The sequence below is a fragment of the Bradyrhizobium sp. P5_C12 genome (assembly GCF_054049735.1).
On sequence record NZ_JBFULU010000004.1, the window covers coordinates 268,576 to 282,408 of the forward strand.

Annotated in this window: 16 protein-coding genes; 8 read left to right on the forward strand and 8 right to left on the reverse strand. The window is 65.6% G+C overall.

Annotation, left to right across the window (positions count from 1 at the left end; genetic code table 11):
- Nucleotides 1-3 precede the first annotated feature (3 nt).
- The 5 genes from ACXJMY_RS05725 to ACXJMY_RS05745 all read right to left on the reverse strand — a co-directional run bounded on the left by ACXJMY_RS05725 (nt 4) and on the right by ACXJMY_RS05745 (nt 4,190).
- The gene (locus tag ACXJMY_RS05725; RefSeq protein WP_456618329.1) at nt 4-1,206 is read right to left on the reverse strand and encodes a vWA domain-containing protein; all 1,203 of its coding nucleotides are present in this window, start codon (nt 1,204-1,206) and stop codon (nt 4-6) included.
- Nucleotides 1,207-1,307: 101 nt separating this feature from the next.
- Nucleotides 1,308-2,216 (reverse strand): AAA family ATPase, encoded by a 909-nt coding sequence (locus ACXJMY_RS05730; RefSeq protein WP_456618330.1) that lies wholly within the window; start codon nt 2,214-2,216, stop codon nt 1,308-1,310.
- Between the two features lie 63 nt (nt 2,217-2,279).
- Nucleotides 2,280-3,086, reverse strand: a complete 807-nt coding sequence (locus tag ACXJMY_RS05735; protein ID WP_456618331.1) for an FAD binding domain-containing protein — start codon at nt 3,084-3,086, stop codon at nt 2,280-2,282.
- Nucleotides 3,087-3,122: 36 nt separating this feature from the next.
- Complete coding sequence (locus tag ACXJMY_RS05740) at nt 3,123-3,608, reverse strand: (2Fe-2S)-binding protein (RefSeq protein ID WP_275194248.1); 486 nt, start codon at nt 3,606-3,608, stop codon at nt 3,123-3,125.
- 135 nt (nt 3,609-3,743) lie between these two features.
- Nucleotides 3,744-4,190, reverse strand: coding sequence for an SRPBCC family protein (locus ACXJMY_RS05745; protein ID WP_456618332.1), 447 nt, complete (start codon nt 4,188-4,190; stop codon nt 3,744-3,746).
- 169 nt (nt 4,191-4,359) lie between these two features.
- On the opposite strand from ACXJMY_RS05745, the gene ACXJMY_RS05750 reads away from it, so the two are divergent.
- The 3 genes from ACXJMY_RS05750 (at nt 4,360) to ACXJMY_RS05760 (ending at nt 7,053) form a co-directional block, all read left to right on the forward strand.
- Complete coding sequence (locus tag ACXJMY_RS05750; RefSeq protein WP_456618333.1) at nt 4,360-5,715, forward strand: 3-carboxy-cis,cis-muconate cycloisomerase; 1,356 nt, start codon at nt 4,360-4,362, stop codon at nt 5,713-5,715.
- Nucleotides 5,716-5,750: 35 nt separating this feature from the next.
- Nucleotides 5,751-6,533, forward strand: a complete 783-nt coding sequence (gene pcaD, locus ACXJMY_RS05755; protein ID WP_456618334.1) for a 3-oxoadipate enol-lactonase — start codon at nt 5,751-5,753, stop codon at nt 6,531-6,533.
- 127 nt (nt 6,534-6,660) lie between these two features.
- On the forward strand, nt 6,661-7,053 hold the full coding sequence (locus ACXJMY_RS05760; RefSeq protein ID WP_456618335.1) for a carboxymuconolactone decarboxylase family protein: 393 nt from the start codon (nt 6,661-6,663) through the stop codon (nt 7,051-7,053).
- Here the strand turns inward: ACXJMY_RS05760 and ACXJMY_RS05765 are convergent.
- Entirely contained in the window at nt 7,015-7,539 is a 525-nt protein-coding gene (locus ACXJMY_RS05765; RefSeq protein WP_456618336.1) for a hypothetical protein, read from the reverse strand. The two genes, ACXJMY_RS05760 and ACXJMY_RS05765, sit on opposite strands and share 39 nt — an antisense overlap.
- A 283-nt stretch (nt 7,540-7,822) precedes the next feature.
- On the reverse strand, nt 7,823-7,993 hold the full coding sequence (locus ACXJMY_RS05770) for a hypothetical protein (RefSeq protein WP_456618337.1): 171 nt from the start codon (nt 7,991-7,993) through the stop codon (nt 7,823-7,825).
- A gap of 265 nt (nt 7,994-8,258) precedes the next feature.
- On the opposite strand from ACXJMY_RS05770, the gene ACXJMY_RS05775 reads away from it, so the two are divergent.
- From ACXJMY_RS05775 to ACXJMY_RS05795, 5 genes are all read left to right on the forward strand, one after another.
- Nucleotides 8,259-9,176 (forward strand): ABC transporter permease subunit, encoded by a 918-nt coding sequence (locus ACXJMY_RS05775; protein WP_456618338.1) that lies wholly within the window; start codon nt 8,259-8,261, stop codon nt 9,174-9,176.
- 30 nt (nt 9,177-9,206) lie between these two features.
- Complete coding sequence (gene livM / locus ACXJMY_RS05780) at nt 9,207-10,508, forward strand: high-affinity branched-chain amino acid ABC transporter permease LivM (RefSeq protein WP_456618352.1); 1,302 nt, start codon at nt 9,207-9,209, stop codon at nt 10,506-10,508.
- Nucleotides 10,505-11,338: an ABC transporter ATP-binding protein gene (locus ACXJMY_RS05785; RefSeq protein WP_456618339.1), complete on the forward strand. Its 834-nt coding sequence runs from the start codon at nt 10,505-10,507 to the stop codon at nt 11,336-11,338. Before livM ends, ACXJMY_RS05785 begins: the two co-directional genes overlap by 4 nt.
- Nucleotides 11,335-12,069, forward strand: a complete 735-nt coding sequence (locus tag ACXJMY_RS05790; RefSeq protein ID WP_456618340.1) for an ABC transporter ATP-binding protein — start codon at nt 11,335-11,337, stop codon at nt 12,067-12,069. The genes ACXJMY_RS05785 and ACXJMY_RS05790 overlap by 4 nt, the downstream gene beginning before the upstream one ends.
- Nucleotides 12,070-12,230: 161 nt before the next feature.
- Complete coding sequence (locus tag ACXJMY_RS05795; protein WP_456618341.1) at nt 12,231-13,349, forward strand: branched-chain amino acid ABC transporter substrate-binding protein; 1,119 nt, start codon at nt 12,231-12,233, stop codon at nt 13,347-13,349.
- Nucleotides 13,350-13,441: 92 nt separating this feature from the next.
- Here ACXJMY_RS05795 and ACXJMY_RS05800 read toward each other — a convergent pair whose 3' ends face one another.
- The gene (locus ACXJMY_RS05800; RefSeq protein WP_456618353.1) at nt 13,442-13,828 is read right to left on the reverse strand and encodes a response regulator; all 387 of its coding nucleotides are present in this window, start codon (nt 13,826-13,828) and stop codon (nt 13,442-13,444) included.
- Nucleotides 13,829-13,833 lie beyond the last annotated feature (5 nt).

A 13,833-nucleotide genomic window follows, 5' to 3' on the forward strand; every position in this document is an offset into this window, starting at 1 on the left:
CTCTCAAGCTGCGGAACGGATCAGGCTGCGGTGATGCGGCGGCAACGGCCGGGAGAGCGTGGTGATCAGCTCCTGGATCGAACTCAAATTATGTACGGGGCGGAATTCGTCAACGTGCGGGAGCATCATTTTGATGCCCTGCGCCTTGGCCTCGAAGCCGCCGAATCGCAGCAGCGGGTTGAGCCAGATCAACCGCCGGCAGGAGCGGTGCAGCCGGTCCATCTCGAAGGCGAGCTTGGAATCGGCCTCCCGCTCCAGCCCGTCGGAGATCAGCAGCACGATGGCGCCCTGGCTCAGCACGCGGCGCGCCCACAATTTGTTGAAGTTGTGCAGCGAGGCCGAGATCCGCGTGCCGCCGGCCCAGTCCTCGACCGCGGCCGAGCAGCTCGCCAGCGCCTCGTCGGGATCGCGCTGCCGCAGCGCGCGGGTGACGTTGGTGAGCCGGGTGCCGAACAAGAACACCGAGACGCGCTTGCGGGCGTCGCCGATGGCGTGGAGGAAATGCAGGAACAGGCGGGTGTATTCGCTCATCGAGCCCGAGATATCGAGCAGCGCCACGATCGGCGCCGGCTTCTCGATCCGCCCGAGGCGATGGATGTCGATGATGTCGCCGCCGGTGTGGAGCGAGGCGCGCAGCGTACGGCGCAGGTCGAGCCGCAGGCCGCGCAGATCGGGCCGGCGCCGGCGCGTGAGCAGCTCGGCCTGCGGCAATCTCATGCGCTCGACGGCGCGCAGCGCTTCCGCGATCTCCGCCGCGCTCATCTGCGCAAAGTCCTTCTTCTGAAGGATTTCCTTGTCGGAGACCGACAGGCGCAAATCCTGCTCCTGATGCTGCGGCGTCTCCGTCATCCGCGGCTGCGACAGCGCCTCCTGCACCCGGCGCGCGGCCGCCGGCGGCTTCTTCTTGGCGCCATCCGGAAGCGGCACCGAATCCAGCATATGCTTCCACTCCTCGGAGGCGCGGAAGAACAGGTTGAAGGCCTGCTTGAAGACCAGCGCGTGCTCGTGGCGCTTGACGAAGATCGCCTCCAGCGTGGTGAAGACGTCGGACCGGTTGCCGATGTCGATCACCTGGAGCGCGTTCACGGCGTCGATCACGGCCCCCGGCCCGACCGGCAGCCCCGCCGCACGCAAGGCACGGGCAAAACCGACGATGTTGTCGGCGAATTGCTCGGTCAGCTCCGGCGCAAGATGGTTGATGGCCATGGGTCCACACTCTCAGCCGTCATTCCGGGGCGCGCGAAGCGTGAACCCGGAATCTCGAGGTTCCGGGTTCGATGCTTCGCATCGCCCCGGAACAACAACGATCAATTCTCGCTCGTCGCGTCCTTCAGCACCTTCTGCAAGGTGTCGCCCTGCATCCGCGTGATGTCGTCCTGGTACTTCAACAGCGCGCCCAGCGTGTCGCCGACCACTTGCGGGGTCAGTGAGCGGGCGTCGAGCTCGGACAGAGCGGTGGCCCAGTCGATGGTCTCGGCGACGCCCGGCGACTTGTAGAAGTCCTGGTTGCGCAGCGCCTGCACGAAGCGCACCACCTGCTGCGACAGCTTGGCGGAGATGCCCGGCACCCGCGTCTTGACGATCGCGAGCTCGCGCTCGGCTGCGGGATAATCGACCCAGTGATACAGACAGCGACGCTTCAGCGCGTCGTGGATCTCGCGGGTGCGGTTCGAGGTGATGATGACGATCGGCGGATGCGGCGCCTTCACGGTGCCGAACTCGGGAATCGTCACCTGGAAGTCGCTGAGGATTTCCAGGAGATAGGCTTCGAACGCCTCGTCGGCACGGTCGAGCTCGTCGATCAGAAGCACCGGCGGGCCCGCGACATCGGGCTCCAGCGCCTGCAACAGCGGCCGCTTGATCAGGAAGCGATCGGCGAAAATATCCGATGACAATTGGTCGCGGTCGGTGTCGCCGGCGGCTTCGGCCATCCGGATCGCGATCATCTGCGAGGCGCTGTTCCACTCATAGACGGCGGACGAGACGTCGAGGCCTTCGTAGCATTGCAGGCGGATCAGCTTCCGCCCCAGCGCCGCCGACAGCACCTTTGCGATCTCGGTCTTGCCGACGCCGGCCTCGCCTTCGAGAAACAGCGGCCGGCCCATGCGCAGCGACAGATACGTCACCGTCGCGAGCGAGCGCTCCGCGAGGTAGCCGCGCGACGTCAGGAGTTCGAGCATCGCATCGACCGATGCCGGCAGGGCCGTGAGAGTCATGAAAGAGCCAGTCTCGCTAAGCCCTCACCGGGGGCAAGTGTCGGGCCAGTTGATCCGGCCCACTCATTCCTTGGCGTTGGCGGCATCGACAGCACGCCGGGTCAGCACCCCGATGAGATGCGCGCGGTATTCGGCGCTGCCGTGAATGTCGCTGTTGAGGCCTTCCGCCGGCACCTCGATGCCGTCCAGCGCCTTGGCGGCGAAGCGCTTCTTCAGCGCCTCCTCGAACGCGGTGACGCGGAACACGCCTTCCGATCCGGCGCCGGTGACGGCGACGCGCACATCCGACGGACGCCGCGCCACGAAGACGCCGACCAGCGCATAGCGCGAGGCCTGGTTGCGGAATTTGATGTAGGCCGCCTTCTTCGGCAGCGGGAACATCACCTTGGTGATGATCTCGTCGGCTTCCAGCGCGGTCGTGAACAGGCCCTGGAAATATTCCTCGGCCTTAAGGCGGCGCTTGTTGGTGACGATGGTGGCGCCGAGCGCGAGCACCGCGGCCGGATAATCCGCGGTCGGATCGTTGTTGGCGAGCGAGCCGCCGATCGTGCCCTTGTGGCGCACGGCGGGATCGCCGATTCCGCCGGCAAGATTGGCGAGCGCCGGGATCGCCTCGCCGACGATGGCCGAGCTTGCGACCTCGGCGTGCCTGGCGGTGGCGCCGATCACGAGCGAGCGGCCCTTCATCTCGATCGCGTCGAGCCCCTCGATGTGGGAGAGGTCGACCAGATGCGGCGGGCTCGCGAGCCGTTGCTTCATGACGGGAATCAGCGTGTGGCCGCCGGCGATCAACTTGGCGTCTTCGTTCTTCACCAGGAGGTTGGCCGCCTGCCGCACGGTCCCGGGGCGATGATATTTGAATTCGTACATGAGGGTGTCCTGATCGCGGGATGCGCGCGTGTCGGGTTAGGCGAGGTCTGATTTCGCCATCGCCTTGGCGCCGGCGGCGATCGAGGCGACAATGTTCTGATAGCCGGTGCAGCGGCAGAGATTGCCTTCCAGCTCCTCGCGGATGGTGTGGTCGTCGAGCTCGTGGCCCTTGCGATGGACGATGTCGATCGCGGTCATGATCATGCCCGGCGTGCAGAATCCGCACTGGAGGCCGTGGTGCTCGCGGAAAGCCTCCTGCATCGGATGCAGCGGCGCACCGTCGGCGGCCAGTCCCTCGATCGTCTTGACCTCGTGGCCGTCGGCCATCACGGCAAGCGTGGTGCAGGACTTCACGGCCTTGCCGTCGAGATGCACGACGCAGGCACCGCACTGCGAGGTATCGCAGCCGACATGGGTCCCGGTCAGCCGCTGATTCTCGCGCAGGAACTGCACCAGCAGGGTGCGGGGATCGACGTTGGCCGTGACAGGATTGCCGTTCACGATGAGGGAGATTTTTGCCATAAGCACTCTCTATCAGCGCCCCAACGGGTCCCGTCGAAGCGGTTCTTATAATTATTCCAACCCATCATATGGGCCATTATGCCCCGGGGCAACATCACCCCGGACGCAAGGCGCCATGACAAAACGCGAGGGCCTTCAGCCCTGTACCGCCTTGGCGAAGTTCGCGAAAAATTCGTCGGCCAGTTTCTTGGCGGTGCCGTTGATCAGGCGCTGGCCGAGCTGCGCCAACTTGCCGCCGATCTGCGCCTCGACGTCATAGGCGAGCAGCGTGCCACCGTCCTTCTCCGCGAGCTTGACCACGGCGCCGCCCTTGGCGAAGCCGGCCACCCCGCCCTCGCCTTCGCCGGAGATCTTGTAGCCGTTCGGCGGGTCGAGATCGCTGAGCATGACCTTGCCCTTGAAGCGCGCCGACACCGGACCGACCTTCATTTTGGCCACCGCGCGAAAACCGCCGTCGTCGGTCTTCTCCAGCTCCTCGCAGCCGGGGATGCAGGCCTTCAGCACCTCGGGATCGTTGAGCTTGGCCCACACGGCTTCGCGCGGCGCCGCAAGCTGGACTTCGCCGTTCATTGTCATGGCCATGGGTGCCTCCCGGGATCACGTTGAGTAGCGCTGCTCAAGTAACGCACGGGGGCCGCAAAGGAAAGGGTGCCCCCCGGTCACGTGCAATGCATATTCGCAACTGCAAAAAGCTTGCGTGAGCGGTTTGGGATTGGCACAGCCGTGCTGTGGTGGTTAGGTCGCACGCAACATGAGCACATCCCTCTCCCCCCTGCTCGCGCCGATGCTGTCGAGCACGGCCATGCGCGCCGTCTGCGACGACCGGTCCACCCTCCAGAACATGCTCGATTTTGAGGCAGGCCTGGCACGGGCCGAAGCCGCCACCGGCGTGATTCCCGCCGGCGCCGTGGGCCCGATCGAAACGGCTTGCAAGGCGGATACCTTTGACATGGCGGCGCTGGCCGAGGCCGCGACACGATCGGGCAATCTGGCGATCCCCCTGGTCAAGATGCTGACCGCCAATGTCGGCAAGGCTGATGCGGAAGCTGCGCGCTACGTGCATTGGGGCGCGACCAGCCAGGACGTCATCGACACCGCCACCATGCTGACGCTTCGCGCAGGCATCGATGCGCTGGACGCCGACCTCAGCCGCGCCATCAAGGGCTTTGCCGCATTGGCGCGGACACATCGCCACACCGCGATGGTGGCGCGGACCTGGCTGCAGCATGCGCTGCCGATGCCGTTCGGCCTGAAAGCCGCCGAATACGCCGCAAGCCTCGCCCGCGCCCGCTGCCGTCTGCGCCGGCTCCGCCGCGAGGGCCTCGCGCTGCAATTCGGCGGCGCCGCCGGCACGCTCGCAGCGCTCGGCGACAAGGGTCTCGCCGTTGCGGAACGGCTCGCACACGAGCTCAATCTGCCGCTGCCCGAGGCGCCCTGGCACACCCATCGCGACCGGATTGCCGAAGCCGCATCGGGTTTCGCGATTCTCGCCGGGAGCTGCGGCAAGATCGCCCGCGACGTCTCGCTGATGATGCAGACCGACGTCGCGGAAGCTTTCGAGCCCGCCGGCGAAGGCCGTGGCGGCTCCTCGACCATGCCGCACAAGCGCAACCCGGTTGCGGCCGCAAGCGCACTGGGCTGCGCGACCATGGCGCCGCAGCTCGCCGCGACGATTTTTGCAGCGCAGGTGCAGGACCACGAGCGCAGCGCCGGTCCCTGGCACGCCGAATGGCCGACCCTGCCGCAGCTGATGCTGGTCACCTCGGGCGCGCTTGCCGCGATCGTCGACATCGCCGAAGGGCTCGACGTCGATGCGGCGCGCATGCGCAGCAATCTCGAGGCGACGCACGGCCTTATCATGGCAGAGGCCGTGTCGATGGCGCTGGCGGAGAAGGTCGGCAAGAGCGACGCGCATCACCTCATTGAAGCCGCGAGCAAGCGCGCGGTCGCGGAGAAGAAGCATCTGCGCGACGTGCTCACGGCCGATTCGCAGGTCGCCGCGCATCTTTCGCCGGAAAAAATTGCGGCATTGTTCGAACCGATGGCCTATCAAGGGATTTCCCAAGCCCTGATCGACCGGCTGCTCGACAGCCTCGAGTGCGAATAGAGCAGCCCTGAGCGCAAATAAAACGGAGACGCCGCATGCCCATGATCGATGCCGACGGATGCCTCATCAACGTCTCCGTCGAGGGCCGCGACGGCGGGCCGACCCTGATGCTGTCCAACTCGCTCGGCTGCACGCTTCAGATGTGGGAGCCGCAGATGAAGGCGCTGACGCAGGTGTTCCGCGTCATCCGCTACGACCGCCGCGGCCACGGCAAGTCGAACGTGCCGCCCGGCCCCTATACGATGGAGCGCTTCGGCCGCGACGTGCTTGCGATCCTCGACGACCTCAACATCGAGAAGGTGCATTGGTGCGGCCTGTCGATGGGCGGCATGGTCGGGCAATGGCTCGGCGCCAACGCGCCGGAGCGCTTCGGCAAGCTCATCCTCGCCAACACCTCCTGCTATTATGCCGAGCCGACCAAATGGCTGGAGCGCATCGACGCCGTGAAGAAGGGCGGCATCGCCGCGGTCGCCGATGCCGTGATCGGCGGCTGGCTGACGGCCGATTTCCGCGAGCGCGAGCCGCAGATCACCGCCCGGATGAAATCGATGCTGCTGGCCTCGCCGGTCGAGGGCTATCTCGCCTGCTGCGAGGCGCTGTCGACGCTCGACCAGCGCGAGCTGCTGCCGAAGATCAAGAGCCCGACGCTGGTGATCGCCGGCCGCCACGACATGGCGACGCCGATCTCGGCGGGCGAATTGATCCGTTCGAACATTCCCGGCGCGAGCATGACCATCATCGACGCCGCCCACATTTCCAACGTCGAGCAGCCGCACGCCTTCACCGACGCGGTGGTCGGCTTCCTGACGCAGCGTTGATTGCGCTTATCGTCATTCCGGGGCGATGCAAAGCATCGAACCCGGAATCTCGATCGGCATTCACGACGTCGAGATTCCGGGTTCGCCTCTTCGAGGCGCCCCGGAATGACTGATCCGGAGAAACACAATGGACGACCAGAAGCGCCGCGACGCCGGCATGAACGTACGCCGCAAAGTGCTGGGCAATGCCTGGGTCGACAAGTCGATCGCCAACCGCAACACCTTCAACACCGATTTCCAGGACATGATCACCCGCTATGCCTGGGGTGAGATCTGGACGCGGCCGCATTTCGACGAGCGCACGCGGCGGGTGCTCGTCATCGGCACCATGGTCGCGCTCGGGCAGTGGGACGAATTCCGCCTGCATGTACGCGCGGCACTTGCCGAGGGCGGCTTCACCCCCGACGACATCAAGGAGATCCTGCTTCAACAGGCGATCTATTGCGGCGTGCCGGCGGCGAACCACGCCGTCAAGGAAGCCTCAGCGATTGTGCAGGAGCTCGGCCTGCTCAAGGGCTAGCGGCGCGGGGGCCTCGGCGGCCTGCGGCGCCGCCTCCGGGCGTTCAATCACGATCACGATGGCAGCGCCGAGCAAGAGCAACAGCTCAGTGGCATGCAGCCGGAGCGCGGCCATCTCGCCGACCTTCGAGGCCATCACCATGCTCGCAAACGAGATCAGGCTGCCGATCGCAAGCGCGATGGCAAGCGCCTCATCGCTGCCGCCGGACTTGCGGACACGGGGGACGCAGAGCAGCGCGAGGTAGATTGCAAAGAACGCCACCACGGTCAGCCGGCCCAGCGCCAGCAGCCAGGCGGCGCGCACCGTGCTCATCCCCGCCATCTGGAGATGGTCGCTGAGGAACAGCGCCACCGCCACGCTCGGCCGCTCGTAGAGGCCGTGCACCGGCGCCACCATGATGTTGAAGGCGACGAGCGTCCAGGCCGGGATGAAATAGGCCGCCAGCAGCGCGCCGTTGACCGAGCCGATCCGCCAATTCCTGAACATGCCGCTTCCCGTTTCGCCTGCCACCCGCCTTCAATGGAAAGGCTTTGCCGGGAGCTAACTCGCATCGGACTATGGCGGCAATTTAAACCCTTTGTTTACCTTAACAGGCCCCCCTCATGGTCATCCCGGGGCGATGCATCAGCATCGAACTATGGTGCGCAATTGCGCACCTGAGAATCTCGAGATTGCGGGTCTGGTCCTTCGGACCATCCCGGAATGACGGAGCAACACGCCAACGAAAAAGAGGCCCCACCTTGCGGCGGGGCTCTCCACTCGTGGGCTTCTAGTTGTCCTGATCGCGCTGGCCGCCGTGCTGCTGGCCGGGCTTGTCATCCTGACGCATCGGATCCTGCTTCTGCTGTCCGGGTTTCTGGCCGCCGCCCTGCTGCTGACCGGGGCGCTGGCCGGGGGTCTGGTTCTGCTGGCCCGGATTCTGGTTCTGCTGCTTCGTCATTTGGGGGGAACTCCCTTGTTGGACGTCACGGGGCGGATAACGGCGGGCGCTGATATTGGTTGCCTGGGAACCCGGTTCCTTCTCGGGACGCTGGAACCGGGCGCGAAATGAATTCTGTACAAGCCTTTATGCCGAGGCCTGACCAGTTGCAGCCGCCAGTTCCCTCCTGTTAGAAAACTGACAGAACGCTCAAGGGCTGCCGGGGCCCAAGAACTCTTCTCAAGAGCTCCCTTTGAGCCGCGTCAGGTTTGGGTAACGGCAGCCTATGGATTATTTCGCCCAGCAGCTCATCAACGGCCTCGTGCTCGGCTCGATCTACGGCCTGATCGCGATCGGCTACACGATGGTCTACGGCATCGTCGGCATGATCAACTTCGCCCATGGCGACGTCTTCATGATCGGCGGCTTCATCGCCCTGATCACCTTCCTGATCCTGATCTCGCTCGGGCTGACCGCGATCCCGCTGATCCTGCTCGTGGTGCTCCTGGTCTCGATGGCCATCACCGCACTCTATGGCTGGACCATCGAGCGCATCGCCTACCGGCCGCTGCGCCATTCCTTCCGCCTCGCCCCGATGCTGTCGGCGATCGGCATGTCCTTCGTGCTCACCAACTACTCGCAGGTGGCGCAAGGCGCGCGCGTCAAGCCGATCCCGCCGCTCATCACCGGCGGTTACACGCTGCATGAGAGCCAGGACGGTTTCGTGATCCAGCTCTCCAACATCCAGATCATGGTGGTCATCACCACCATCGTGCTGCTGGCGATCTTCACCTGGCTGGTCTCGCGCACCCGGCTCGGGCGCGACATGCGCGCCTGCGAGCAGGACCAGACCATGGCGGCACTGCTCGGCGTCGATGTCGACCGCACCATCTCCATGACGTTCGTGATCGGCGCCGCGCTCGCCGCGGTCGCGGGCCTGATGTACCTGCTCTATTACGGCCTGGTCGACTTCTTCATGGGCTTCGTCGCCGGCATCAAGGCGTTCACCGCGGCCGTGCTCGGCGGCATCGGCTCGCTGCCGGGCGCCATGCTCGGCGGCCTCGCGATCGGCCTGATCGAGACATTCTGGTCGGCCTATTTCTCGGTCGAGTACAAGGACGTCGCGGCGTTCTCGATCCTGATCGTCGTGCTGATCTTCATGCCGACCGGCCTGCTCGGCCGTCCCGAAGTCGAAAAAGTCTGACGGACCGGCCGCGTGACAGCTCCCTCACCCATGACGGCCCCTCGCTCGGCGGGCATCCTCTACATCCTGAAAAAATCCCTGCTCAGCGCGCTGGTCGCGCTGGTGCTGTTCTCGCTGATGGTCGGCGTCCGCACCGAGGCCGGCTCCGACGGCCAGCTCACCTATTGGACGCGCTTCGGCGAGGTCGCAGCCCTCGTCGCCGCCGTGTTCGGCGGCTCGATCGTGATCGAGCTGTTGCGGCAATGGATCGGTCCGAGCGGCGCCGAGAAGCTGGTGCCGCCGGCGGTGCAAAGCGGAATGTCGTTTATCGGCCGCTACCTCGCTCCGGCGCTTCTGATCTTCACGGTGCTGGTGCCGGTGATCTTCTATGATCAGCGCTATATCCTCGACCTCGCGATCCTCGTGCTCACCTATGTCATGCTCGGCTGGGGGCTGAATGTCGTGGTCGGACTCGCCGGCCTGCTCGATCTCGGCTACGTCGCCTTCTACGCGGTGGGCGCTTATTCCTACGCGCTGCTTGCCACCAATTTCGGCTGGTCGTTCTGGGTCTGCCTGCCGCTCGCGGGCATCCTCGCCGCGTTCTGGGGCGTGCTGCTCGGCTTCCCCGTGCTCCGGCTGCGCGGCGACTACCTCGCCATCGTGACGCTCGCCTTCGGCGAGATCATCCGCCTCGTCATCATCAACTGGCAGAGCCTCACCGGCGGCCCCAACGGCGTCTCCAGCATTCCCCGCCCCTCCTTCTTCGGCATCCCGCTCGACAACAGCGACAACGGGCTCGCCGCCAGGCTCGGCATCGAGTATTCGCCGACCCACCGCATCGTCTTCCTGTTCTACCTGATCCTCGCGCTCGCCCTTCTCACCAACTGGGTCACGATCCGCCTGCGCCGCCTGCCGATCGGGCGCGCCTGGGAAGCCCTCCGCGAGGACGAGGTCGCCTGCCGCGCGCTCGGCATCAACACCACGACCACGAAACTCACGGCGTTCGCGACCGGCGCCATGTTCGGCGGCTTCGCCGGCGCGTTCTTCGCCACAAGGCAAGGCTTCATCAGCCCGGAATCCTTCACCTTCCAGGAATCGGCGCTGGTGCTCGCCATCGTCGTGCTCGGCGGCATGGGCTCGCAGCTCGGCGTCGCGCTTGCCGCGCTCGCCATGATCGGCGGATTCGAGCTGTTCCGCGGCCTGGAGACCTACCGCATGCTGGTGTTCGGCATGGCGATGGTGCTGATCATGATCTGGCGGCCGCGCGGCCTGATCGGCCATCGCGCGCCGACCGTGTATCTGACCAAGGCGCAGGCGATCTCCTCCGACCTCGTCAAGGAAGGGCACGGATGAGCGACGCGAAGATCCTCGGCGTCGACCGGCTCACCATGCGCTTCGGCGGCATCGTCGCGGTGCAGGACCTGTCGTTTGCGGCGGAGCGGAAGAAGATCACGGCGCTGATCGGACCGAACGGCGCCGGCAAGACCACCGTCTTCAACTGCATCACCGGCTTCTACAAGCCGAGTGGCGGCAGCATCCGCCTCACCCATGACGACGGCAAGGTCATCGCGCTGGAGCGGCTGAACGATTTCCGTATCGCCAAGCAGGCCAAGGTGGCCCGCACCTTCCAGAACATCCGCCTGTTTCCCGGCATGACCGCGCTGGAAAACCTGATGGTGGCGCAGCACAACGCACTGATGCGCGCCTCCGGCTTCACCTTGCTCGGGCTGATCGGCGCGCCCGTCTACCGCGACGCCGAAAAGCGCGCGATTGATCTCGCCACCGAATGGCTGAAGCGGGTCAACCTGCTCGATCGCGCCGACGATGCCGCCGGCAATTTCGCCTATGGCGACCAGCGCCGGCTCGAGATCGCACGCGCGATGTGCACCGAGCCCGCGCTTCTCTGCCTCGACGAGCCCGCCGCGGGTCTCAATGCCCGCGAGAGCGCCGCCTTGAGCGAGTTGCTGCTGTCGATCCGCAACGAGCAGGGCACCTCGATCCTCCTGATCGAGCACGACATGTCCGTGGTGATGGAAATCTCCGACCACATTGTGGTGATGGACCATGGCGTCAAGATCGCCGAAGGTTCGCCGCGCGCGGTCCGCGACGATCCCAAGGTGATCGCCGCCTATCTCGGGGCCGACGAGGAAGAGGCGATGGCCGTGATGGAGAGCGGGTCGTGACCGCTCCCCTGCTCGCGATCCGCGGCCTGCACGCCGCCTACGGCAAGATCGAGGCGCTGAAAGGCGTCGATGTCGAGATCAATGCCGGCGAGATCGTCGCCCTGATCGGGGCCAACGGCGCCGGCAAGTCGACGCTGATGATGACGATCTTCGGCAAGCCGCGCGCCCGCGCCGGCCAGATCCTGTACGAAGGCCGCGACATCACCGACGTGCCCACCCACGAGATCGCGCATTTGCGCATCGCGCAATCGCCGGAGGGCCGGCGCATCTTCCCGCGCATGAGCGTGGCGGAGAACCTCCAGATGGGGGCGGATGCCACCGGATGCACCGATTCGGAGCGCGACGCGACGCTGGCACGCGTCTTCGCGCTGTTTCCGCGGCTGAAGGAACGCTACGCCCAGCGCGGCGGAACCCTGTCCGGCGGCGAGCAGCAGATGCTGGCGATCGCCCGCGCTTTGATGAGCCGCCCCCGCCTGCTCCTGCTCGACGAGCCCTCGCTTGGGCTGGCACCGCTGATCGCCCGCCAGATCTTCGACGCCATCCGCACCCTGAACCGGCAGGACGGCCTGACCGTCCTGATCGTCGAGCAGAACGCCAACCATGCGCTCAAGCTCGCCCATCGCGGCTACGTCATGGTCAATGGCCTGATCACGCTGGCCGGGACCGGCTCCGAGCTGTTGCAGCGCCCGGAGATTCGCGCTGCCTACCTGGAAGGCGGCCGGCACGGCTGAACTAGCCTAAAGGCGCATGACGTGCGGCCGAATGTGGCGAGATATCTCCGCCAATGCCCGTATTTTGCCGGTGACTTCTCTTCAAAATCATTCGAGAATGGCGCCGGTTTGGACCGGGCGTGCCCGGCAACTCCCACAGGCGACCACCCGCGAGGTATCTCATGAAATCACTGAAGCTCATCGGTCTGGCATTCGGCGCGTCCATCGCGCTGTCGAGCGCGGCGTTCGCGCAGGATGTCACCGTCGCAGTCGCAGGCCCGATGACCGGCGGCGAGTCCGCCTTCGGCCGCCAGATGAAGAACGGCGCCGAAATGGCCGTGGTCGACATCAACGCCGCCGGCGGCGTCAACGGCAAGAAGCTCGCGCTCAACGTCGAGGACGATGCCTGCGATCCCAAGCAGGCGCGCTCGATCGCCGAAAAGATCGCGGGCGCGAAGATACCGTTCGTCGCCGGGCATTATTGCTCGTCGTCGTCGATCCCGGCCTCCGAGGCCTACGCCGACGGTAACGTGCTCCAGATCACCCCCGCCTCGACCAATCCGAAGTTCACCGATAGCGGGTTGTGGAACGTGGCGCGCGTCTGCGGCCGCGACGACCAGCAGGGCCTGGTCGCGGCGCAGTACATCGCCAAGAACTTCAAGGGCAAGAACATCGCGATCCTCAACGACAAGACCACCTACGGCAAGGGTCTTGCGGACGAGACCAAGAAGGCGCTCAACAAGGCCGGCATCACCGAGAAGATGTACGAGTCCTACAACAAGGGCGACAAGGACTTCAACGCGATCGTCTCGCGCCTGAAGCGCGACAACATCGATCTGGTCTATGTCGGCGGCTACCATCAGGAGAGCGGCCTGATCCTGCGCCAGATGCGCGACCAGGGCCTCAAGACGATCCTGATGGCTGGCGACGCGCTCGCCGACAAGGAGTACGCCTCCATCACCGGCCCGGCCGGCGAAGGCACGCTGTTCACCTTCGGCCCCGATCCGCGCAACAAGCCGACCGCGAAGAAGATCGTCGACGCCTTCAAGGCCAAGAACATCGATCCCGAGGGTTACACGCTCTACACCTACGCAGCGATGCAGGTCTGGTCGCAGGCGGCCAAGAAGGCCGGCACCACCGACGCCAAGAAGGTCATGGCGGCGATCAAGGCGGGCAAGTGGGACACCGTGATCGGCCCGATCGAGTACGACGCCAAGGGCGACATCAAGCAGCTCGACTACGTCGTCTACAAGTGGGACGCCAAGGGCGGCTACGCCGAGATCAAGGGCGGTGGCACCTGAGGCACCGCCGGGCCTTGGACTGTCAGGTCCGGGCTACCATGCAATCGTCGACACGCCCCGGCTTGCCCGGGGCGCTTCTTTTTGCGGCACGGTCAGACCGCCGCCGGCAGCTCGCCTCCTGCGGCAGCCTGCGCCTTGCGCAGCGCTTGCAGGAGGTCGTTCGGCCGAAACGGCTTTTGCAGGCAGACCACGTCGGCCAGTTGGGGCGACTGCTCCATGAAATCGAGTGCYGTCATGCCGGACACCGCAACGACGGGAAGCCCCGGCGCGCGCTCGCGCAAGGCCGCAATGACGTCGACGCCGTTGGTGTCGCCGAGAAAAATGTCCACGATCGCCGCGTCGAAGGAGCCTTCGGCGAAGGCTTTCACCCCCGCCGCGCCGCTGGCGGCCTCCACAACCTCGAAATGGTTGACCCGGAGCACAATCGCGACCATTGCGCGAACGTCCTTCTGGTCGTCGATGATGAGAACGCAGGGCATTGGGA

Bases quoted from the DNA above. Each gene is read 5' to 3' on its own strand.
- ACXJMY_RS05725 (WP_456618329.1), bottom strand. From the start codon at position 1,206: ATGGCCATCAACCATCTTGCGCCGGAGCTGACCGAGCAATTCGCCGAC.
- ACXJMY_RS05730 (WP_456618330.1), bottom strand. From the start codon at position 2,216: ATGACTCTCACGGCCCTGCCGGCATCGGTCGATGCGATGCTCGAACTC.
- ACXJMY_RS05735 (WP_456618331.1), bottom strand. From the start codon at position 3,086: ATGTACGAATTCAAATATCATCGCCCCGGGACCGTGCGGCAGGCGGCC.
- ACXJMY_RS05740 (WP_275194248.1), bottom strand. From the start codon at position 3,608: ATGGCAAAAATCTCCCTCATCGTGAACGGCAATCCTGTCACGGCCAAC.
- ACXJMY_RS05745 (WP_456618332.1), bottom strand. From the start codon at position 4,190: ATGGCCATGACAATGAACGGCGAAGTCCAGCTTGCGGCGCCGCGCGAA.
- ACXJMY_RS05750 (WP_456618333.1), top strand. From the start codon at position 4,360: ATGAGCACATCCCTCTCCCCCCTGCTCGCGCCGATGCTGTCGAGCACG.
- pcaD (WP_456618334.1), top strand. From the start codon at position 5,751: ATGCCCATGATCGATGCCGACGGATGCCTCATCAACGTCTCCGTCGAG.
- ACXJMY_RS05760 (WP_456618335.1), top strand. From the start codon at position 6,661: ATGGACGACCAGAAGCGCCGCGACGCCGGCATGAACGTACGCCGCAAA.
- ACXJMY_RS05765 (WP_456618336.1), bottom strand. From the start codon at position 7,539: ATGTTCAGGAATTGGCGGATCGGCTCGGTCAACGGCGCGCTGCTGGCG.
- ACXJMY_RS05770 (WP_456618337.1), bottom strand. From the start codon at position 7,993: ATGACGAAGCAGCAGAACCAGAATCCGGGCCAGCAGAACCAGACCCCC.
- ACXJMY_RS05775 (WP_456618338.1), top strand. From the start codon at position 8,259: ATGGATTATTTCGCCCAGCAGCTCATCAACGGCCTCGTGCTCGGCTCG.
- livM (WP_456618352.1), top strand. From the start codon at position 9,207: ATGACGGCCCCTCGCTCGGCGGGCATCCTCTACATCCTGAAAAAATCC.
- ACXJMY_RS05785 (WP_456618339.1), top strand. From the start codon at position 10,505: ATGAGCGACGCGAAGATCCTCGGCGTCGACCGGCTCACCATGCGCTTC.
- ACXJMY_RS05795 (WP_456618341.1), top strand. From the start codon at position 12,231: ATGAAATCACTGAAGCTCATCGGTCTGGCATTCGGCGCGTCCATCGCG.